General features: G+C 38.9%; 20 protein-coding genes. 13 read left to right on the plus strand and 7 right to left on the minus strand.

The genetic code is table 11. The annotated features are described in order from the left end of the window. Positions 1–4: 4 nt before the first annotated feature. A complete protein-coding gene (locus Q9306_RS10725; RefSeq protein WP_306198127.1) occupies positions 5–358 on the plus strand; it encodes a hypothetical protein in 354 nt (117 codons plus the stop codon). Positions 359–574: 216 nt separating this feature from the next. Then, positions 575–898 carry a winged helix-turn-helix transcriptional regulator gene (locus Q9306_RS10730; protein ID WP_306198129.1) on the plus strand — a complete coding sequence of 108 codons (324 nt, stop codon included), beginning with the start codon at positions 575–577 and terminating at the stop codon, positions 896–898. 42 nt (positions 899–940) lie between these two features. Here Q9306_RS10730 and narI read toward each other — a convergent pair whose 3' ends face one another. The 5 genes from narI to Q9306_RS10755 form a co-directional block, all read right to left on the minus strand. Further along, positions 941–1,624, minus strand: coding sequence for a respiratory nitrate reductase subunit gamma (gene narI / locus Q9306_RS10735; RefSeq protein ID WP_306198130.1), 684 nt, complete (start codon positions 1,622–1,624; stop codon positions 941–943). Between the two features lie 199 nt (positions 1,625–1,823). Continuing rightward, positions 1,824–2,369 (minus strand): nitrate reductase molybdenum cofactor assembly chaperone, encoded by a 546-nt coding sequence (narJ, locus tag Q9306_RS10740; protein WP_306198132.1) that lies wholly within the window; start codon positions 2,367–2,369, stop codon positions 1,824–1,826. A gap of 19 nt (positions 2,370–2,388) precedes the next feature. Beyond that, the gene (narH, locus tag Q9306_RS10745) at positions 2,389–3,864 is read right to left on the minus strand and encodes a nitrate reductase subunit beta (RefSeq protein ID WP_306198135.1); all 1,476 of its coding nucleotides are present in this window, start codon (positions 3,862–3,864) and stop codon (positions 2,389–2,391) included. Continuing rightward, complete coding sequence (locus Q9306_RS10750; protein WP_306198137.1) at positions 3,854–7,537, minus strand: nitrate reductase subunit alpha; 3,684 nt, start codon at positions 7,535–7,537, stop codon at positions 3,854–3,856. Before Q9306_RS10750 ends, narH begins: the two co-directional genes overlap by 11 nt. Positions 7,538–7,953: 416 nt before the next feature. Continuing rightward, positions 7,954–8,646: a Crp/Fnr family transcriptional regulator gene (locus Q9306_RS10755; protein WP_306198139.1), complete on the minus strand. Its 693-nt coding sequence runs from the start codon at positions 8,644–8,646 to the stop codon at positions 7,954–7,956. A gap of 299 nt (positions 8,647–8,945) precedes the next feature. Here Q9306_RS10755 and moaA point away from each other — a divergent pair, with 299 nt between their 5' ends. Both moaA and Q9306_RS10765 read left to right on the plus strand, forming a co-directional pair. Then, positions 8,946–9,959 carry a GTP 3',8-cyclase MoaA gene (gene moaA / locus Q9306_RS10760; RefSeq protein WP_306198141.1) on the plus strand — a complete coding sequence of 338 codons (1,014 nt, stop codon included), beginning with the start codon at positions 8,946–8,948 and terminating at the stop codon, positions 9,957–9,959. A 15-nt stretch (positions 9,960–9,974) separates the two neighbouring features. Then, positions 9,975–10,988 carry a molybdopterin-synthase adenylyltransferase MoeB gene (locus Q9306_RS10765; RefSeq protein ID WP_306198143.1) on the plus strand — a complete coding sequence of 338 codons (1,014 nt, stop codon included), beginning with the start codon at positions 9,975–9,977 and terminating at the stop codon, positions 10,986–10,988. Between the two features lie 37 nt (positions 10,989–11,025). Here the strand turns inward: Q9306_RS10765 and moaC are convergent, their stop codons facing one another. Continuing rightward, positions 11,026–11,514: a cyclic pyranopterin monophosphate synthase MoaC gene (gene moaC / locus Q9306_RS10770; protein WP_306198145.1), complete on the minus strand. Its 489-nt coding sequence runs from the start codon at positions 11,512–11,514 to the stop codon at positions 11,026–11,028. A 95-nt stretch (positions 11,515–11,609) separates the two neighbouring features. Here moaC and Q9306_RS10775 point away from each other — a divergent pair, with 95 nt between their 5' ends. The 9 genes from Q9306_RS10775 (at position 11,610) to Q9306_RS10815 (ending at position 17,777) form a co-directional block, all read left to right on the plus strand. Continuing rightward, on the plus strand, positions 11,610–12,902 hold the full coding sequence (locus Q9306_RS10775) for a molybdopterin molybdotransferase MoeA (protein WP_306198147.1): 1,293 nt from the start codon (positions 11,610–11,612) through the stop codon (positions 12,900–12,902). Then, complete coding sequence (mobB, locus tag Q9306_RS10780) at positions 12,863–13,384, plus strand: molybdopterin-guanine dinucleotide biosynthesis protein B (RefSeq protein ID WP_306198149.1); 522 nt, start codon at positions 12,863–12,865, stop codon at positions 13,382–13,384. The genes Q9306_RS10775 and mobB overlap by 40 nt, the downstream gene beginning before the upstream one ends. Next, complete coding sequence (locus Q9306_RS10785; RefSeq protein ID WP_306198151.1) at positions 13,381–13,851, plus strand: molybdenum cofactor biosynthesis protein MoaE; 471 nt, start codon at positions 13,381–13,383, stop codon at positions 13,849–13,851. Before mobB ends, Q9306_RS10785 begins: the two co-directional genes overlap by 4 nt. Continuing rightward, the gene (gene moaD / locus Q9306_RS10790; RefSeq protein ID WP_306198153.1) at positions 13,848–14,081 is read left to right on the plus strand and encodes a molybdopterin converting factor subunit 1; all 234 of its coding nucleotides are present in this window, start codon (positions 13,848–13,850) and stop codon (positions 14,079–14,081) included. The genes Q9306_RS10785 and moaD overlap by 4 nt, the downstream gene beginning before the upstream one ends. 91 nt (positions 14,082–14,172) lie before the next feature. Beyond that, positions 14,173–15,342 (plus strand): nitrate/nitrite transporter, encoded by a 1,170-nt coding sequence (locus Q9306_RS10795; protein ID WP_306198155.1) that lies wholly within the window; start codon positions 14,173–14,175, stop codon positions 15,340–15,342. Positions 15,343–15,504: 162 nt separating this feature from the next. Continuing rightward, positions 15,505–15,843: a YmaF family protein gene (locus Q9306_RS10800; RefSeq protein ID WP_306198157.1), complete on the plus strand. Its 339-nt coding sequence runs from the start codon at positions 15,505–15,507 to the stop codon at positions 15,841–15,843. 30 nt (positions 15,844–15,873) lie between these two features. Continuing rightward, positions 15,874–16,779 (plus strand): DUF2935 domain-containing protein, encoded by a 906-nt coding sequence (locus tag Q9306_RS10805; RefSeq protein WP_306198160.1) that lies wholly within the window; start codon positions 15,874–15,876, stop codon positions 16,777–16,779. A gap of 396 nt (positions 16,780–17,175) precedes the next feature. After that, positions 17,176–17,382 carry a hypothetical protein gene (locus Q9306_RS10810; RefSeq protein WP_306198162.1) on the plus strand — a complete coding sequence of 69 codons (207 nt, stop codon included), beginning with the start codon at positions 17,176–17,178 and terminating at the stop codon, positions 17,380–17,382. An 89-nt stretch (positions 17,383–17,471) separates the two neighbouring features. Next, positions 17,472–17,777, plus strand: coding sequence for a YjdJ family protein (locus Q9306_RS10815; protein ID WP_306198164.1), 306 nt, complete (start codon positions 17,472–17,474; stop codon positions 17,775–17,777). A 163-nt stretch (positions 17,778–17,940) separates the two neighbouring features. Here Q9306_RS10815 and Q9306_RS10820 read toward each other — a convergent pair whose 3' ends face one another. After that, positions 17,941–19,542 carry an internalin N-terminal domain-containing protein gene (locus tag Q9306_RS10820; protein WP_306198166.1) on the minus strand — a complete coding sequence of 534 codons (1,602 nt, stop codon included), beginning with the start codon at positions 19,540–19,542 and terminating at the stop codon, positions 17,941–17,943. Positions 19,543–19,701 lie beyond the last annotated feature (159 nt).

Here is a 19,701-nt window from a genome sequence, read left to right on the forward strand (position 1 = left end):
AAAAATGGGAGCTTGTATTAAGGAATTTGTTATCGTCAATAATTCTGGGAATATTTTCACAGGCGATAATTTACGAGATACTTCGTTTGTTGCTTCGAAAACATTTACGGGATCAACCGGACCAACGTGTATAGATGTTGTCGTCGTTATTGGGAATACAAATGAAGTTTGCTTACGACCAGGTGATACAGTGACAACTACGATTACACGAGGTACTGGACTAACAGGTAGTGGTTCAAGTAGTGGACAAAGTAATAGCTCAAATAGCCAAAGCAGTAGTTCAAATAGTAGCGGTGGGAGTGGTTTACCAGCAGCTCCTAGTACAGAGAATATAGATTCTGGAGTAGAATTTTCGTAAAAGAACTATTATGTATTTCAATGAAATGCTTTATAAGTAAGACCCCCGTTTCTTTAAGCGGGGGTCTTACTACTTCTAAAAATCCGATTCGTTCAATGAATCGGATTTTTAGAAGTAGTAATTTGGTTATAGATTTTAATATAGTATAATCGCAGATAGAAGTACGGACATTTTAGGGATATAGTACTAAAATGTATACTAATGGAGAGTGATGAGATGGAGAAGGAGAGTATACGTCGTTGTTCGGTAGAAGTCACATTAGATGTAATCGGTGGGAAATGGAAAGGCGTTATTCTATTTCATTTAATAAATGGAGAAATTCGCTTTAATCAATTTTTACGATTGATGCCCGGTATTACGCAACGAATGTTAACGAGACAATTAAGAGAGCTAGAGGCTGATGGTGTGATTCATCGTGAAGTATATAAGGAAGTACCTCCGAAGGTTGAATACTCATTAACCGAATTTGGAAAGTCATTGATTCCTATTATTGTAATGATGCGTGATTGGGGAAATGAATATCGAATGCAAATAGAGTAGGGATAAAAGAAGTGTGCAATTAAGGTTGCACACTTCTTTTCATTAAAATTTTACCGGTTTTCTTTTCCGATAAATGATATAACTGCGTCGTAAGTATTTCACTGGTACGCTAAAGACATGAACAAGTCTTGTAAATGGCCACGTTGCAAACAGTCCCATGGCGGCGATGATGTGAATTTTAAACCAAATTGGCACCTCCGCCATATATTCCGCTTTAGGCTGGAATATAAAGAGGCTGCGGAACCACGGGCCAATTGTTGTTCGATAATCAAAACCGTTTGAATCGATATTTAAAAATGTAGAAGAAAGTCCTGCAAGCATTACAATGAGCAACAAGATAAGAGCGATATAATCTCCAGTTGTACTTGTTGCAATAATCCGTTTTACCGTAAAGCGACGATACGTTAAAATGAATAATCCGATTACAGAAGCAATACCTGCCGGAAGGCCGAAGCCAATTGCCATTATATGATACGTATGTTCAGAAATGCCAAGGGAACTGTAGACAGATTCGGGGATTAAAATTCCCATAACATGCCCGCCAATTACGAACATAATACCAAAATGAAATAGTAAACTTCCGATTCGGAGCATTTTCTTCTCTAATAGTTCACTAGATTTTGATGTCCAGCCCAATTGATCGTAGTTGTATCTAAAAATATGTCCACCAATGAAAATAGCTAAAATGATATAAGGGAAGATTACCCATAAAAATTGATCCATCATTCTTGACTCACTCCTTTCTATATAAATCCATTTTGACTTTTCGACATATAGATTGCTGCTATGCAGAAAAAAAGATTTTGCTACTTTCTTTCTCCTTTTGTTTGAACTTCGCATGTGGAAGAAAAAGGCCCTGCCCGCTTTTACACATGGCCAGACGTTCTCGCCCACCCAAAAAGAAAAGGCTTTTTATGTCGTTTTTTTAATTAGGATTTACATAGTTTATTTCATACTGCCATGCACGAATAGCTGTAAGGATGCATCGGACAATTGGTTCGTGCATACTGTTTGTGTCTTGTAATTGTTGATGCAATGCTTCAATATTGCTTTCATATTTTTTCATAATCGGTTCACTATCTTCTTCACCAGCATTTGCGAGAAACTCTAACATAAGCGGTAAATAATCAGGCAGTTCTTTATCTGTTACAGCGAGGCCTGCTTTTTGATAGTGTTGTTTAAGTTCTAGTAGTTCAATCCCTCGTTCTCGTTGTTCACCAGTATTCATATAAGTGAGATACATATTTGTTTTTTTGCCAAAATCAAATGTATATACAAATGATTGAATTAATTCATCGCTTGTTTTTTGCTTTGCTTGTTCGATAAATGTTGTAAGGATAGTGCGAATTTCCTCATGTTCGATAGTTTGAATATCACTTTGTAAATGAGTAAGCGCTTCTCTCCATCCCTGTTCAGGATAGGAGAGAAGAAAGGAAGAACAAGAGAAAGCTGTTTGTAAACTTTGATTCATAATTGTTACCTCCTTTATTCTAAGAAATTGTCATGCAAGAGCCAGGACCGCCGGCAAAGGAAAGACCACAGCTTCCTTGCTCGTTATAAAGATCTGCCACTTGTTCGCGGTGAGAAGTTGGGATGACGAAACGATCTTTATATTTCGCGATTGCAAGAAGACGATACATATCTTCAATGTCTTCTTTTGTTAAGTTTAGTTCTTTTAATATATCTTCATTAGGTTCTTTATTTATTTGTAATGCTCTCATATGAGTACGCATGATAGCCATTTTTTTCAATGTAAGACGAATATGAGATTCATCGCCTGCAGTTAATAAATTTGCTAAGTATTGAATTGGAATACGCATATTATCAATAGCAGGGAAGATTTCTTCTGCTTGCCAGTTGCTTCCTTTTCCTTCGACCATGTTCATAATTGGACTTAATGGTGGAATATACCAAACCATTGGCAATGTACGATACTCTGGATGAAGAGGAAGAGCAATTTTCCAATCGATAATCATTTTATAAATTGGTGATTGCTGAGCAGCTTTAATCCATTCTTCTGGGATACCTTGTTTCTTTGCTTCAGCAGCTACTTCTGGATCGTTTGGATCTAGGAATACGTTAAGCTGAGACTCGTATAAGTCTTTTTCATCTGGTACAGATGCAGCTTCTTTTACTTTGTCAGCGTCATATAACATAACTCCGATATAACGAATACGTCCAACGCATGTTTCCGAACAAATTGTTGGCATACCAGCCTCAATGCGCGGGAAGCACATTGTACATTTTTCAGCTTTATTCGTTTGCCAGTTGAAATATACTTTTTTATAAGGGCAAGAAGATACACAGAATCTCCAAGCACGGCATGCATTTTGGTCAACAAGAACAATGCCATCTTCATCACGCTTATACATAGAACCGGATGGACAAGAAGATACGCATGACGGATTGATGCAGTGTTCACAAATACGCGGTAAGTACATCATGAATACATTTTCAAAATCCGTTTTAATTTCTTCTTCCATTTTCTTGACGTTTGGGTCTTGTAAGCCTGTTATATGCCCGCCTGCTAAATCATCTTCCCAGTTTGGTCCCCATTCAATTTTATCGATAAATTCACCTGTAATAGCTGACTTCGGACGAGCAACTGGTTGGTGCTTTCGCTGTGGACTGTTTGTTAATGTTTCATAATCGTAGTTCCAAGGCTCAAAGTAATCATCAATTGTAGGTTGATCCGGGTTATGAAAAATGTTCATGAGACGCTTCGCTTTTGAACCGGATTTCAACTGAAGGTCTCCGTTTTTCAGCTCCCAGCCGCCTTTATATTTTTCTTGATCTTCCCATTGTTTTGGATAGCCAATGCCCGGTTTTGTTTCCACGTTGTTAAAGTACATGTATTCAGCACCTGGACGATTCGTCCAGGTGTTTTTGCAGGTTACGCTACAAGTGTGACAGCCGATGCATTTATCAAGGTTCATTACCATTCCGACTTGCGCTTTAATCTTCAAGCCAATCTACCTCCTTCAGTTTGCGGATGACGACATTTAAGTCGCGTTGGTTTCCAGTTGGGCCATAGTAGTTAAAGCCGTAACTTAATTGACCGTATCCGCCAATCATATGAGTTGGTTTTACGTGAATACGCGTCGGGCTATTATGTGTTCCGCCGCGGTTACTTGTTAAATTCGTACCAGGCACGTTAATATGGCGATCTTGTGCATGGTGCATAAAGGCCATTCCCCGCGGCATGCGGTGTGTGACAACAGCGCGTGCAACAACAACGCCGTTTCGGTTAAAGCACTCAATCCAATCATTATCAGCAACACCGGCTTCAGCAGCGTCATCTTTATTCATCCATACTGTTGGTCCGCCGCGGAACAGTGTTAACATCGGCAGTGCATCAAAATACATACTATGAATGGACCACTTATTATGCGGCGTTAAGTAGTTCAGCGTAATTTCTTTTCCTTCTACTTCAGGACGAGATTTACGGAACGGCTTATGCTGTAAAATTGGTTTGAACGTTGCCATTGTTTCACCAAATTCTTTCATCATGTCGTGATCTAAGTAGAAAGATTGACGCCCTGTTATTGTTCGCCACGGAATGAGGCGCTCTACATTTGTTGTAAATGGTGAATAGCGGCGTCCTCCTTTTTCTGAACCACTAAAAGCAGGTGATGTAATAACCGTTTTTGGCTGCGCTGTAATTTGTTCGAATGTGAAGCATTCTTCTTCACGCTCTTCTGCCAAATCACGCAGTTGTAAATCCGTTTGTTTTTCAAGCGCTTCCCATGCTTTTACTGCCATATGACCATTTGTTGTTGAAGAAAGAGTTAAGACTGCTTCAGCAGCATTGATTGCTTCTGTTATGTTAGGGCATCCTTTCGCGATGGAGTCTGTACGGATGACACCTAATTTACTCTTTAATTGTTCATATTCTTTTTCCGCAGACCAAGAGATGCCTTTCGTGCCAATCGGTTGCTTTCCAACGTTTGGTCCAAGTGCGGTCATTTTGTCATAAATCGTTTTATAATCACGTTCCACAACATGAATTTGCGGCATTGTTTTACCTGGGATTGGTTCACATTCTCCTTTGCTCCAATCTTTAATTTGTCCAAGCGGTTGTGCTAATTCTTGCGGTGTATCGTGAAGAAGCGGTGTTGCAACAACTTCTTTCATTGGCTCAAGGTCTAATTTTTGCGCTAAATCAGAAACTGCTTTTGAAAGAGAGCAGAAAATATCCCAATCAGAACGAGCTTCCCACGGTGAACCAATTGCCGGATTAAATGGATGCACGAACGGATGCATATCGGTACTGCTTAAATCATGCTTTTCATACCACGTTGAAGCAGGAAGAACGATATCAGAGTATAGTGCTGTTCCAGCCATACGGAAATCTAAGTTGATAAGTAGATCTAGTTTTCCTTCAGGTGCTTCTTCATGCCACTTTATTTCTTCTGGTCGTAATGAATCACTATCGTCGTTCATTAATCCATTTGTCGTACCTAATAAATGTTTTAAGAAATACTCGTGTCCTTTACCAGAACTTGAGATTAAGTTCGCGCGCCATACGAATAAATTGCGCGGGAAGTTGTTTTTGTTATCAGGGTCTTCAATCGCAAATTTGAGTTCTTTGTTTTTTAGCTTCTCTGCAACATATTTCCCGATTTCTTCCTGGGTTGTTGCACCACTAGCGACCGCTTCTGTATATAATTCAATTCCGTTTTTCTCGAAAGTCGGATAGGATGGTAACCAACCGAGTCTTGCGGCCAACACATTGTAATCACCGTGATGTTGATAACGTGAGTTGCCGACAACTGGTGACGCTAAATGTCCAACTGGTGTATCTTCATAGCGCCACTGGTCTGTAACGAAATAGAAGAAGGATGTACCGTTTTGCAGTTTTGGCGGACCTTGCCAATCCTTTGCAGTTGCAATAGTTTGCCAACCTTCTGCTGGGCGTAATTTTTCTTGGCCGACATAATGAGCCCAGCCGCCGCCGTTTACCCCTTGTGCGCCAACAAGCAGAACGAGGTTTAAGACAGCACGGTAAATTGTATCAGAGTTAAACCAATGGTTAATACCAGCGCCGACAATAATCATCGAACGTCCATTTGTATCAACGGCATTTTGCGCAAATTCACGAGCGATTTGAATAATAAGTTCTCGTTTTACACCTGTCATTTTTTCTTGCCATGCTGGTGTAAACGGAACATCTTCATCAAAGCTCTTCGGTTCTGGGCCGCCAAGACCGCGGTCGACGCCGTAGTTTGCTAATGTTAAATCATAGACAGTTGTTACGAAAAGATCTCCGTTTGGCGTTGTAATCTTTTTCACTGGAATGGTACGTTCTAATACTTCATTTCCGTCATCAGAAAAGTATGGAATTTGTACGGTTCCAATTGCATCCTCCATACCAAGTAAAGAAAGACGCGGATCAATTTTTTCGCCTGTTTGTTCATCTTCTAAACGTAAGTTCCATTTTTTCTCGTTATCCCAGCGTGATCCCATTGTGCCGTGCGGCGTAGCGAAATCAAGACTGTTATCGTTCCAAAGAACAGGTTTCCATTCGCCAAGCTTTGTTTCCCGGCCGATATCAGTGGCATTTAAGAAACGATCTGCAACAAATTGACCTTCTTGCTGTTTTAACGTGACAAGGAACGGGAAATCAGTGTATTGTTTTGCATAATTTATGAAGTAGTCTACTTGTTTGTCCACGTAGAATTCTTGTAAAATAACGTGCCCCATTGCCATTGCAAGTGCACCGTCTGTTCCTTGTTTTACGCTGATCCAGTCATCAGCGAATTTTGTTGATTCGGCAAAATCAGGGCTAACAGAAACAACTTTTGTTCCTTTATAGCGCACTTCTGCTAAGAAGTGGGCATCTGGTGTCCGTGTTAGCGGAACGTTAGAGCCCCATGTCATAATGTAACCAGCATTGTACCAATCACTACTTTCTGGCACGTCTGTTTGATCCCCCCAAATTTGCGGCGAAGCTGGCGGTAAGTCAGCATACCAATCGTAGAAACTCAGCATCGGCCCGCCCATAAGCTGCATAAAGCGGCTGCCTGCTGCGTGACTTAACATTGACATCGCAGGAATTGGCGAGAAGCCAACATTTCGATCTGGACCGTATTTGATTACTGTATATAGTAAGGAAGCAGAAACGAGCTGTAATACTTCATCCCAATTTGCACGAATGAAGCCGCCTTTTCCGCGAGCACTTTTATATGCGCGTGCTTTTTCTGGATTTTCAACAATGCTTTTCCAAGCATCTAACGGCGATTCATGTTTTTGTAGTTCTTCTTGCCACATATTCCAAAGGACGCCGCGTACATATGGGTATTTCACGCGAAGCGGACTATAAATATACCAAGAAAAGCTTGCTCCGCGCGGACATCCGCGTGGCTCAAAGTCTGGCATATCAGGACCAGTAGACGGATAATTTAGTTCTTGTCCTTCCCAGGTGACAATTCCATCCTTTACGTAAATATTCCAGCTGCAAGAACCGGTGCAGTTTACACCATGTGTGGAGCGGATTACTTTATCATGTTGCCATCGTTTTCGATAGGCATTTTCCCATTCCCGGTCTTCATACGTTTCTTGCGTATGATTATCGTTATAACGATCTATTGGAGAAAAATATTTTAAACGTTGCATGAGTGGTGATAGTTTCTTTTTCATATTGTTCACTCCTTTTTTGCGTCTCTCTTGCTTACTTTCACTATAAGAGGGCACACAAAATAGAGATGTGATATCCATCACAGTTCAACAGATTGTCAAAAAATTATTGATATATAAGGGAAAATGAAAAAAATGTGATATTTTGCACATCGTAAAATATGTTTTGTATGTAAAGTAGGGGGGAGAAAGAAAAAAGAGCAGCATCCTCAATCATATATCCATTTTAAATTTCCGACACATAAGCTGCTGCTATGCAGAATAAAACATGATTGCTACATGCGTGCTCCCTTTGTTTGAAACCTCGCAATGTGGCAGGAGAAGGCTCTGACCGCTTCTATGCACGGCCAGATGCTCTCGTCCCTCCTTAAAAAGAAAAGGGTTTTTATGTCGGTTTTTTAACTTGTATATATAGAATGCTACTCAATACTACAAATAGAAGTAGGGCAATCTTCACAAGCGATTGCACATTTTAAAAAGTGTAAATTATGGATGGTAATCTTGCCTTTATGAATAGAAATAATGTCTTGTTTCTTTAAATCATTTAACATGCGATTGACACTTTCACGGGAGGTTGCACAGAAGTTTGCAAGTTCTTGATTCGTTAATGGCAGATCGATAAGAATGCCATCTTCTTTTAAAATGCCATAACTATTCGTCATGCGAATGAGAGTGGAATAGAGTGCTCCCTTTTTGCCGTGCAATACTAAATCACGAAACTTCGTTTGCATTCTTCGTAAATGTTCACTAACCCACTTCATAAATTCAAAGGCAAGAGCTGGTTTTTCCAGCAATGCTTTTTCTAATGCATCCCGCTTAATGACGCCGATTTCTGCATGTTCAAGCACTTTTGCATTCAATAAATATTTGGCGTTTTCCGTAAAGAGTGTAAGTTCCCCAATAATATCATTCTCCGAACAAATGCGTAGTGTCAATTCTTGACCGTCGGCGCTAATCTTACTAATTTGCACTTTTCCCGAGTGAATAATATATAGTTCTTTTGCCTCCATACCTTCTTGGAAAATATAATGGGCTTTGCTCACTTGCATTTTATATTCAACAGATGCGAGTAATTCTTTTAAATCATTTGATAATGCAGTACTGTTTGCCACAGCAGTCACCCCTTTTTTCCGAATAGTCTATTTCTTATTTTGAATATAAATATAGTGAAAATGCAAGCGTTTTTTTCCTTTTCCGAATTGTGAACAGTTTTTGAACACATTTGTGAAGAATTTTCGAATGAGGAAATTGATGTGAGAAATATCACAACAAAGATTATTGTTCTTTTTTATGATGAAGACAAATGAAAGGCACCCCAAAAAAAGATAAAGTGCAAGAGCAAAACCACCCTAGTGTAAAAATATATTATAATAGAATAAAAGTGTATATACAGCAAGAAGGAGGGGTGAAGATGGCTGAGAAGATTGTAGATGTATGGCAGCGTCCACTTCAAGATTTACGCATTTCTGTTATTGATCGTTGTAATTTTCGGTGCATGTATTGTATGCCGGCTGAAGTGTTTGGGCCAGATTATGCGTTTTTAAAAGAAGAGTTTCTGCTTACGTTTGATGAGATTGAGCGATTGGCTAAGCTTTTTGTTCGCATGGGCGTCAAGAAAATTCGCTTAACTGGCGGCGAACCGTTACTTCGTAAAGATTTACCACAGCTCATTACACGTCTTGTGAAATTAGAAGGCTTAACAGATATTGGGCTGACAACGAACGGCATTCATTTAACGAAGCAGGCAAAGGCGTTAAAAGAAGCAGGTTTACAGCGAGTAAACGTCAGCTTAGATGCGTTAGATGATGATGTGTTTCGAAGTATTAACGGCCGCAATGTAAGTACAAAACCTATATTAAGAGGAATTGAAGAAGCAAGATCCGCCGGTTTAGAAGTCAAAGTCAATATGGTCGTGAAAAAAGGAATGAATGATAACCAAATTTTGAAGATGGCCGCTTATTGTAAAGAGCAGTGCATCCCTCTTCGCTTTATCGAATTTATGGATGTTGGAAGTACGAACGGTTGGAACTTTGAACAAGTCATTACAAAGAAAGAGTTAATTGATATGATTGGACGTATGTATCCAATTGAACCGATAGATCCTCATTATTTCGGTGAAGTAGCCAAGCGATATCGATATGTTGGAACTGAGGCCGAAGTTGGTTTTATTACTTCTGTTTCTGAATCATTTTGTTCTTCTTGTACGAGAGCGCGCATTTCAGCAGAAGGTCAGTTGTATACCTGTTTATTTGCGACGACAGGAACAGATTTGCGAACGATGATCCGTGGTGGAATAGATGATGAGGAGTTGTTTCAGATCGTACAAGATGTATGGAATAAGCGTAATGATCGTTATTCAGATGAACGAACGGAAGAAAGTGCAAATAGCCGCCCGAAAATTGAAATGTCATATATTGGCGGATAGAGAGAAGGGGTTAAGATGCAAGAGCGGTACTCACGGCAAATACTATTTTCTGAGATTGGGGAAGCTGGGCAGCGCAATTTAAATGAAAAACACGTATTAATCATTGGTGCTGGTGCACTTGGTACAGCAAATGCTGAGGCACTTGTTCGGGCAGGAATTGGCAAGTTGACGATTGCAGATCGTGATTATGTTGAATGGAGTAATTTACAAAGGCAGCAATTATATACGGAAGAAGATGCGAGGTGTTATGTGCCGAAAGCAGTTGCAGCAGCGCAGCATTTGAGGCGAATAAATTCTGATGTAGCTATTAGGCCAGTTGTAACGGATGTAACGGTACAAGAAATGGAGCAGCTTGTGCAAAACGTAGATATCATAATTGATGCGACAGATAATTTCGATACGCGTCTTCTTATTAACGATATTTCACAAAAGTATAACGTACCGTGGATATACGGTGGCTGTGTTGGGAGTTACGGTGTAACATATACAATTATTCCAGGGAAAACACCATGCTTTCGCTGTTTAATGGAGCATCCAACGAGCAGTGCAACGTGTGATACAGCGGGAATTATTCAACCAGCCGTGCAAATGGTTGTTGCGTATCAAGTTGCGGAAGCTTTAAAAATATTAGTTGGAGACTTTGAAGCACTAAGGGAAACGATGGTATCATTTGATCTTTGGAACAATCAGTATATGGCATTTAAAGTAAACAGGCAGAAGAAAGAAAACTGTCTATCGTGCGGCAAGCTTCGAACATATCCAAGCTTAAAGTTTGAAGCACAAACGAAAACAGAAGTATTATGCGGCCGCAATACAGTTCAAATTCGCCCAGGCATAAATCAGCCTCTTAACTTAGAAGAAATAGAAAAGCGCTTACAAAGAAGCGTGCCAGTACAGAGGACGCCGTATTTATTATCATTTCACACTGATGAATATCGCTTCGTTTTATTTCAAGATGGGCGAGCCTTTGTTCATGGTACAAATGATATACAAGTGGCAAAACGACTATATGCACGTTACATAGGTTGAATCCAAAGGTGAGTACCTTTGGATTCAACGAGAGAATTTAAGATAGATCTCGTGAATAATCACCGCTTTTGCCGCCTGTTTTTTCAAGCAAGTATGTTTCACCGATGATCATGCCTTTGTCGACAGCTTTGCACATGTCATATACAGTAAGAGCGGTAGCAGAAGCAGCTGTTAAGGCTTCCATTTCAACACCAGTACTGCCTTCTGTTTTCACTTTTACTTCAATAAGCAAAAGATATTGTTCATCTGCAATATGCCAGTTAAAGGAAATATCGACACCTTTTAGAAGGAGTGGATGACACATCGGAATAATATCAGAAGTGCGCTTTGCCGCCATAATACCGGCAATTTGTGCAACGGCTAGGACATCGCCTTTTCCGATTTCATTATGAGTGATTTTATTATAAATTCCTTTTGTCAAGGTGATGCTTGAACGAGCAATAGCTGTGCGCACAGTAATTTTCTTATCACTAATATCGACCATCTTGGCGCGGCCTTGGTCATTAAAATGAGTAAATGAAGACATGAAATTCCTCCTTGAAGTAATTGCTATTATGATTAGCATTGTACAATAAAAATTGTAATAAAGATGTGATATTTTGCAAATGCGGGGTGAAAATGATGCTAGAAAAACGAATACCAATTGCTGTTAGTGATGCAGTAGCACGTGTAATGGAGTATGCACGGCGCGGAGAAATTGAGCGCGTACCGCTTACGGAAAGTTATGGACGAATTCTTGGGGAAGATGTAGTTGCTGATCATGATGTGCCTCATTTCGACCGATCGCCGTACGATGGTTTTGCGGTCCGGGCAGAAGATACACAAAAAGCAAGTTATGAACATCCAGCCGAATTTGAAGTTGTCGGAGAAATTGGTGCTGGTTCTGTTTTTACGGAGGAAGTGAAGGCATTTCAAGCGGTGCGAATTATGACCGGTGCAGCGATTCCAACTGGCTGTGATGCGGTTGTCATGCTTGAGCTTACGGAAGGTTTTCAACAAGGCGAAAAGACATATATGAAATTGAAGCGTCCGTTTCAGTCAGGTGATAATATTTCACGCAAGGGTGAAGATGTCAGGAAACATCATGTGCTTGTCGAAAAAGGAACGACGATTAACCCAGGAGTGGCAGCGCTTCTTGCAACGTTTGGCTATAGTGAAGTAGCCACCGTAAAGCGTCCGGTTATTGGAATTGTGACGACAGGAAGTGAATTGTTAGAAGTTCATCAGCCGCTTGAACCGGGGAAAATTCGCAACAGTAACTCATATATGATCGCTGCGCAAATTATGCGAGCAGGCGGAACGGTTCGGTATTATGGACAATTCGCAGATGACTTTGACACTTGCTATGAGATGGTGAAAAAGACAATGGAAGAAGTTGATATTCTCATTACGACAGGCGGTGTGTCAGTTGGTGATTATGACTACTTACCAGCTATTTATGAGACTATTGGAGCGAACGTACTGTTCAATAAAGTAGCGATGCGCCCGGGAAGTGTAACGACAGTAGCGGAAGTAAATGGAAAGTTACTGTTTGGATTATCAGGGAATCCATCTGCTTGCTATGTTGGGTTTGAATTGTTTGTACATCCGGTTGTTCGAACATATCTACAGGTGAAAGAGCCTCATATGTACCGCGGTGATGCCATTTTAATGAAGGGGTTCCCGAAAGCAAATCCATTTACACGCTTTGTTAGAGGGAAAGTAGAAATTGAAAAGGGAAGGCTACAAGCCGTGCCAGTTGGACTTGATAAATCCAGTGCTATTTCTTCACTCGCCGATGCGAATGCGTTTATCGTTCTGCCAGGTGGCACGCGTGGTTTTGAAGAAGGTATGACGGTTACCGTCCTTTTATTAGACAAAGAGCAAGGAAGTGAGTGGCCGTGGAAAGAGCCGTTCCAGTCTTACAAATCGTAGGATATCAAAATAGTGGGAAGACAACTTTGACAGAGAAGCTGATTAAAGCGCTAACGAATGAAGGTGTGAAAGTAGGCGCAATTAAGCATCACGGCCACGGAGGATATCCAGAATTGCCGCTGCAAAAAGATAGCGAACGCCATAGAGAGGCTGGAGCGATTGTCAGCGCGGTAGAAGGGGACGGATTATTGTCTTTATCCGCTAAGGGCGACTGGTCTTTAGAAAAACTCATTCGTTTGTATACATGTTTTGAAGCAGAAGTCATAATCGTTGAAGGCTATAAAAAAGAACGATACCCGAAAGTTGTTTTACTTCGGTCAGAGGAAGATGCTTCTTTATTAGAAAGTGTAGAAAATGTGATCGCTGTTATTGTATGGGATGAGGCTTTAAAAACAGGACAAGAAAGCTATCAAGTTTTTCATATAACAGAAGATGAAAAGTTTATAAATTGGTTCGTCCAAAGAATGAGGGATGCAAAATGACAAAGACGTATTTTGAAGTAGTGGATACACCGATTTCTATTGAAGAAATAGCGCAGAAAGTGATTCGCCGTGAATGCGGCGCTGTGACGACATTCATTGGTACAGTGCGCGAATTTACGAAAGGACGACGTACGCTTTATCTAGAATATGCTGCGTATCGTTCGATGGCAGAAAAGATGCTTGCCAAAATTGGAGAAGAAACGAAAGAAAAATGGCCAGGAACACATGTAGCAATTTCGCATCGCATCGGTACATTGCAAATTTCTGATATTGCGGTAGTTGTTGCTGTATCGACGCCGCACCGAAAAGCAGCATACGAGGCAAATGAGTACATTATGGAGCGTATTAAACAAATTGTTCCCATTTGGAAGAAAGAGTTTTGGGAAGACGGTGAGAAATGGATTGGCGATCAATTAGAGAAAACATCGTATCCAAACGGAGAACCAGAAAAGGAGAATGCGGAATGATTACAGTATTATTATTTGCTCATTTGCAAGAAGAAGCTGGAACACACCAATTACAAATTGATGCACAAAACCTTGCAGTAGCAGAGTTAAAGGAGCTTGTAACGAAAGACTATAATATCTCCCTTTCTCAGCACACAATGGTAGCAATTAATGAGGAATATGCGAATGAAGATGATATCATCCAAGATGGTGATGTAGTCGCATTGATTCCACCAGTAAGCGGCGGGTGATTCTTTCCTGCCTAATCATGAAAGAGCGTGATTAGGCAGAAGGGAAGCAATAGAAAATGTGAAATATTGAACAAAACAGGAGGAGAGACTGATGAAAAGTCCGAATTTTCAGTTAGGATTACAAACTTCAAATCTTATACTTGGCTTTATGGTATGGGTGATTTTATCTTCTTTAATGCCATTTATTAAAGCAGACATTGCATTAACAGCGGGGCAAATTTCTCTTGTCACGGCAGTACCAGTGATTTTAGGCTCTATTCTTCGCATTCCAATTGGTTACTGGACCAATCGTTACGGAGCAAGAAAATTATTCTTTATTAGTTTTATTATTCTATTATTCCCTGTCTTTTATATTAGTATGGCAACATCGATGCTAGATTTAATTATTGGCGGTTTATTTGCTGGAATTGGCGGTGCTGTATTCTCTGTAGGGGTAACATCTCTTCTGAAATACTATCCGAAAGAAAAGCATGGTTTTGTAAACGGTATATACGGGATAGGAAATATAGGAACAGCGGTTACATCGTTCCTTGCACCAGTACTTGCAACTTCATTTGGCTGGAGAACAACGGTACAAATGTACTTAATATTACTCGCTGCATTTGCATTAGCAAACTTCCTGTTAGGAGATCGTAACGAGAAAAAGGTAAATACATCATTAACGGAACAAATTAAAGGTGTTTATAAAAATGAAAAGCTTTGGTTCTTATGTATTTTCTATTTCTTAACTTTCGGTTCGTTCGTCGCATTTACAGTTTATTTACCGAACTTCCTCGTATCTCACTTCGGCTTAGCGAAAGTAGATGCGGGATTACGTACAGCTGGTTTTATTGCATTAGCAACAATTATGCGTCCGATTGGCGGCTGGCTCGGCGACAAATTTAATCCATTTAAAATTTTAATCTTTGTCTTTACCGGTTTAACATTAGCAGGAATTATTTTATCATTCATGCCAAAGATGAATGTATACACATTCGGTTGTTTATTAGTTGCTTTTTGCGCTGGTACTGGAAATGGAACAATCTTTAAACTTGTACCAATGTATTTCTCCAAGCAAGCTGGTATTGTAAATGGTCTTGTATCGGCACTTGGTGGACTTGGTGGTTTCTTCCCGCCATTAATCTTAACGTTATTATTCCAACTGACAGGCCATTATGCAATTGGATTTATGGCGTTATCAGAAGTAGCACTTGCTTGTTTAGTTATTACAGTTTGGATGTATAGTCAAGAGAAGTTACTTGCGGTGTTACAGCATAGATAGGAAAAGAGGGTGTCTCCAAGTTGCGATTTTGGAGACACCTTTTTGAGTTTGAAAGAGAGTGTGTTCATAAGTTTACATAAATAAATGAGAGAGGAATTATCTCAATAGTATAAGCATACTAGTTTATAGAGTTTATCTTTATGCATAAGGGGAATGAGGATAATGAACAGGGTAGGAAAAGCTGATTTTGTTTCTGGATTTGTACCAAATCATAACCATGGGTCAGTGGATTATACATCTGTTGCGGGAGGACATGTACATCAATGCCTAGATGTAACATCTCCGCCCATTAAGACACAAGAGGGCGGGCACATACATTATACAGAAGGATATGTTTTGTTCGAAGATGGACATACGCACTATTACAAGGCGTACTCAGGACCAGCAATTCCAGTTGGAAACGGAATGCATGTTCATTATTACGATTTTTATACGACGGAAGATAACGGGCATAAACATCGTATTAAGGGCGTAGATCAAGCTGCTCCAGGTGATAAATAAAAGCTCTCGTAGCTTAAAAGGAGTGATTGTATGTCTCAAGACCAACCTGTCTCTGAACAATTTGTGATGGATCCTCAGCGAGCTATGCTCCTACCTCCAGAGCTGAAAGCAGCACCTTCTGAATCATTAACAGAACAATTATTTATTGAAAGGTCCTTAACAGAAAATCAATTTTGGCTGCGAATTATGAAGGAGCATGCCCTTTTTCTTAGTGAAGGGTTTGATAGACATGAGAAAAGTTTAATTCAACAAGTAGAAGTATTTTATCATTTGTTTGACCGGCATTTACAAAAAGCATTTTCTGTTCCTCACACAGTGCAAGCAGTTCGGAAATTAAATGAAGAAAGTATTGAGCTAGTTTACGCTTTCCGTAATTATAAAAGAAATCTTTTAATTTTAATTATTAATTGTAAAGCAAAAGGGTTTAATTTCCCGCTATTAGTGGACCATACTGCACGAGAAGCGGAATATTTTATGAGGACACTCCAGAAATTTAACGAGGGAAAAATGGATCCGATTCAAGATTCAATCATTAGTGAAAATGTATTTTGGTTACGAATCATGATGGAACACTCTCGTTTTATTGCATCTCTGCTTGATCAATCAGAAAGAAATTTAGTTCATACTGCGTCGAAATTCGGTGACGATTTTGAGGTTCTCCTCAATCAAGCTAGAGATGTTGAATCCATGTTATATAAGAAACAACCAACATATCCGATTATTGGTAAAATGAATAAAGATAGCGAAAATGCGACTGTTGAATTAAGAAACTTCAAAAAAGCAGGACTGGAGTTCATCCAAACATGTCAAATTAAAAATGTAATTAATCCTTTACTAGCGGATCATGTTTTAAGAGAAGCGAACCATTTCCTCTTTATGATCAGCGTTTTAGAACAGCGATTAAAACAAAAACAAATGGAACAATCCGGACAGTAATCATATAGCTAGGATCTCTAGTTTTAATATGGATATTGAATCATACTCTACAAACCTTTATTATGAATATATTGGATGTTATGTATTATTTTGGTTCATCACCGTAACATGGGGTTGATTTTTTGAAAATGAATCATTTTTATTAATACACTTCACTGTGAGTGGCGACTCCTGCCGGAATAGCGAGGAAAGTGAGACCCCGCAGGCTTGCCGAGGAGGCTCGCTCTCGCCCGCGGAAAGCGTCCACTCGGAGTGGAGTATACATCTATCTATATGTCACCCCCGTCTTTTGGTGATGAACCATTATTTTGAAGTTTTTTATTTTTTGACATATCAATTGCAGAATTTGCGTTGGCTTTTATGTCAGTTATCTATACATAGTAAAGGTGGATTTACATGTTCTTTCAGAAATATAAAGGTTTAATTCTTGCAATAGCTGGTGCTGTTATTTACATTGTCACAACACTGTATTTGAAAGATTTAGAGTATGTATATCGAGTGTGTATTAAAATCTCTGCAGGAATCATGATAGTTGTTGGGGGTATTATAGTCGAGGATTCCAATCGCTTCTATAAAAAAAAGCAGAGAGATAACAACGTATAATCGTTTGGAACGATATATGAACGGGGAGTGCCTGCTGAGTATAAACTTGGAGGCGCTTTGTTTTTATATAATAAAAAGGAGAAAAGTGTATGAAAACAAGGTACATGGTTCAATTCGGGATCGCTATTGTATTCTTCAGCGTTTCTGCTCTTATTAGTTGGTACGAAGGAAGTAATTTAATCGAAGATTCATTTGAATGGAAGTATTCCGCTAAGTTTACGAATTATTTTCAAGGGCCAGTTTCAAGTTATGATGATATTTTGCAAATTGATTTCTTTGTATATGCAGCTAAATTTTATCCTGTGCCAGTGCTGATTATGGTTGCGAGTTTTGGCTATATGTTGTTTTTAAGTGTGTATATTATTTTGAAAAAAAGGGACATTTATCCAGTTTAGAAGTAGTTATGTATACTGGTAATCTGATTTCCCCTGAAAAACAGATGAGCGTTTCACACATTTCATTCATAGTACGATTTACTATTCTACTTTGTCATGAAGTAAAAAGAAATCAAATTTATCCTCATAAAAGGATATAATCTGATTTCTTTTTTTAATTCTATTATTGTCCTTCTCGTTTCGCTTTTCTTCGCAAGAACCAAGCTCCAAGGAGTGCAAGAACTCCGGCGATTCCTGTTGTTTCAACAGCAGAACCTGTTTTTGGAAGTGATTTTGATACGGTTGATTTGATAACTTGACCGGTTCCATTTGTGTTACTGTTGTTATTGCCACTGTTAGAATTTCCGTTGTTACTGTTATTATTGTTATTCCCATTTTCATTGTTTGTATTATCTGTTTGTGAGAATACTAGTTTTGTTGCTTCACTTTCTAACCATTTATCAGTCTTTTTATATCGAATGAGGGCTTTTTTGCCTTCTTCAACTGAAATGTATCCATCAATCACAAAGTCATTCCATGTTTTCCCTTCATCAAGAGAGTATTCCATATGATTAGATACACCTAAAATCTTCTTGTTTTTCATATCAACAAAGACAACTGGCGCATCTGGACGATCACTGTGAGTGGAGAATTGATAATCAAAATAATAACCAAAATCAGTTTGCTCATTATCATTTTCAGGCTTGAAATTTTGCTGTAACAATTCGATATGCTTTTTCGCAAATGGTCCATTTTTTAAATTAAATTTATTTTCTCCGATATTTAAATAAAGAAGTTTAGATGTATTTAAGTTAGGCAAGTCAGTCAGTGCATTGTTATTTAATTGTACATTGCGAAGTATTCCGCTTGAATTGAACTGTATAGAAGAAAGGGCATTGTGTTCCGCAAAGAGATCGTGCAATGCGACTTGATTTTCTAAGTTCAAACTTGTTAGGTTATTGTTCGCTACATCGAGTATTTGTAGTTTTGATTGTTTTGGTAAATGTAATTCTTTTATACCATTATGTGCAGCTGACAGAACAGTTAGTTCAGTTTGCTTAGATACGTCTAAAACAGTAATTTGATTGTTTTCTAAATGCAAAGATTGGAGATCTTTATTTTCAGATAATGAAAGGGCATTGATTCCTAAGTTGCTTATAGCTAAGTGTTTTAGTTTCTTATTGCTTGATAGATCAATAGAAAGAGCAGATGCCTTGTTTACTTTATTATTTGCATACAAATTGAGTTCTTCTAAATTTGATAATAAGTGAAATCCTTGTAAGGAAGTGAATGTTCCCTCATTCGTAATGTCAAGCATTGTTACTTGCTTTAATTCTTCTTCTGTTACTTTATCATTAGGTGTTTTTTCAAGCTCACTAGCAATTGCACTGGCAATGGTTGCGTCAGGGAATATTTCTGAAATTGTTTGTTTTACTGGCGCTTGTGTTTGTTGATTTACTTCCTTTTTTAAATTCTCCTCTTTTGTAGGTGCTGTTTGCTGAGGTGTTGGTTTATTTTCTTGAGAAGATGGAGCGGTTGTTTTGCTTTGTTCTTGTACAGGTTTCGTTTGTTCAATTGGCTTTTGTTGTTGTTCGGGCTTGGATTCTTGCTTTTGCGCAGCTTCAGGAGTATTCGTTTGTTTTGATTCAAGTTCTTTCTTATGTACAGTTTCTTTTGCTTCTTCTAAAGTGACAGTCTTCGTTTCGTTCGTTTGAGCGAACGCGCTCATAGGTTGCAGTAATAAAGATGTAGCTGCGACAGCTTGTAAAGCGTGCTTTTTCTTCACTAAAAACCACCTCTAAATTTTGAATTTTTTAAAAAATACCAATAAGAAATTTATACCAAAAATTACAATAATAATCAATAGTGATGGATTTTTTTGTAAAATTTTCTGTATATATAGCGAAATTTTACCTTATACCAATCTTAAGTGTGGTTGCTAGTT

The sequence above is a fragment of the Bacillus multifaciens genome (assembly GCF_030756675.1).
Classification (GTDB): domain Bacteria; phylum Bacillota; class Bacilli; order Bacillales; family Bacillaceae_G; genus Bacillus_A; species Bacillus_A multifaciens.

Bases quoted from the DNA above. Each gene is read 5' to 3' on its own strand.
- Q9306_RS10725 (WP_306198127.1), top strand. From the start codon at position 5: ATGGGAGCTTGTATTAAGGAATTTGTTATCGTCAATAATTCTGGGAAT.
- Q9306_RS10730 (WP_306198129.1), top strand. From the start codon at position 575: ATGGAGAAGGAGAGTATACGTCGTTGTTCGGTAGAAGTCACATTAGAT.
- narI (WP_306198130.1), bottom strand. From the start codon at position 1,624: ATGATGGATCAATTTTTATGGGTAATCTTCCCTTATATCATTTTAGCT.
- narJ (WP_306198132.1), bottom strand. From the start codon at position 2,369: ATGAATCAAAGTTTACAAACAGCTTTCTCTTGTTCTTCCTTTCTTCTC.
- Q9306_RS10750 (WP_306198137.1), bottom strand. From the start codon at position 7,537: ATGAAAAAGAAACTATCACCACTCATGCAACGTTTAAAATATTTTTCT.
- moaA (WP_306198141.1), top strand. From the start codon at position 8,946: ATGGCTGAGAAGATTGTAGATGTATGGCAGCGTCCACTTCAAGATTTA.
- Q9306_RS10765 (WP_306198143.1), top strand. From the start codon at position 9,975: ATGCAAGAGCGGTACTCACGGCAAATACTATTTTCTGAGATTGGGGAA.
- moaC (WP_306198145.1), bottom strand. From the start codon at position 11,514: ATGTCTTCATTTACTCATTTTAATGACCAAGGCCGCGCCAAGATGGTC.
- Q9306_RS10775 (WP_306198147.1), top strand. From the start codon at position 11,610: ATGCTAGAAAAACGAATACCAATTGCTGTTAGTGATGCAGTAGCACGT.
- Q9306_RS10785 (WP_306198151.1), top strand. From the start codon at position 13,381: ATGACAAAGACGTATTTTGAAGTAGTGGATACACCGATTTCTATTGAA.
- moaD (WP_306198153.1), top strand. From the start codon at position 13,848: ATGATTACAGTATTATTATTTGCTCATTTGCAAGAAGAAGCTGGAACA.
- Q9306_RS10795 (WP_306198155.1), top strand. From the start codon at position 14,173: ATGAAAAGTCCGAATTTTCAGTTAGGATTACAAACTTCAAATCTTATA.
- Q9306_RS10800 (WP_306198157.1), top strand. From the start codon at position 15,505: ATGAACAGGGTAGGAAAAGCTGATTTTGTTTCTGGATTTGTACCAAAT.
- Q9306_RS10805 (WP_306198160.1), top strand. From the start codon at position 15,874: ATGTCTCAAGACCAACCTGTCTCTGAACAATTTGTGATGGATCCTCAG.
- Q9306_RS10810 (WP_306198162.1), top strand. From the start codon at position 17,176: ATGTTCTTTCAGAAATATAAAGGTTTAATTCTTGCAATAGCTGGTGCT.
- Q9306_RS10815 (WP_306198164.1), top strand. From the start codon at position 17,472: ATGAAAACAAGGTACATGGTTCAATTCGGGATCGCTATTGTATTCTTC.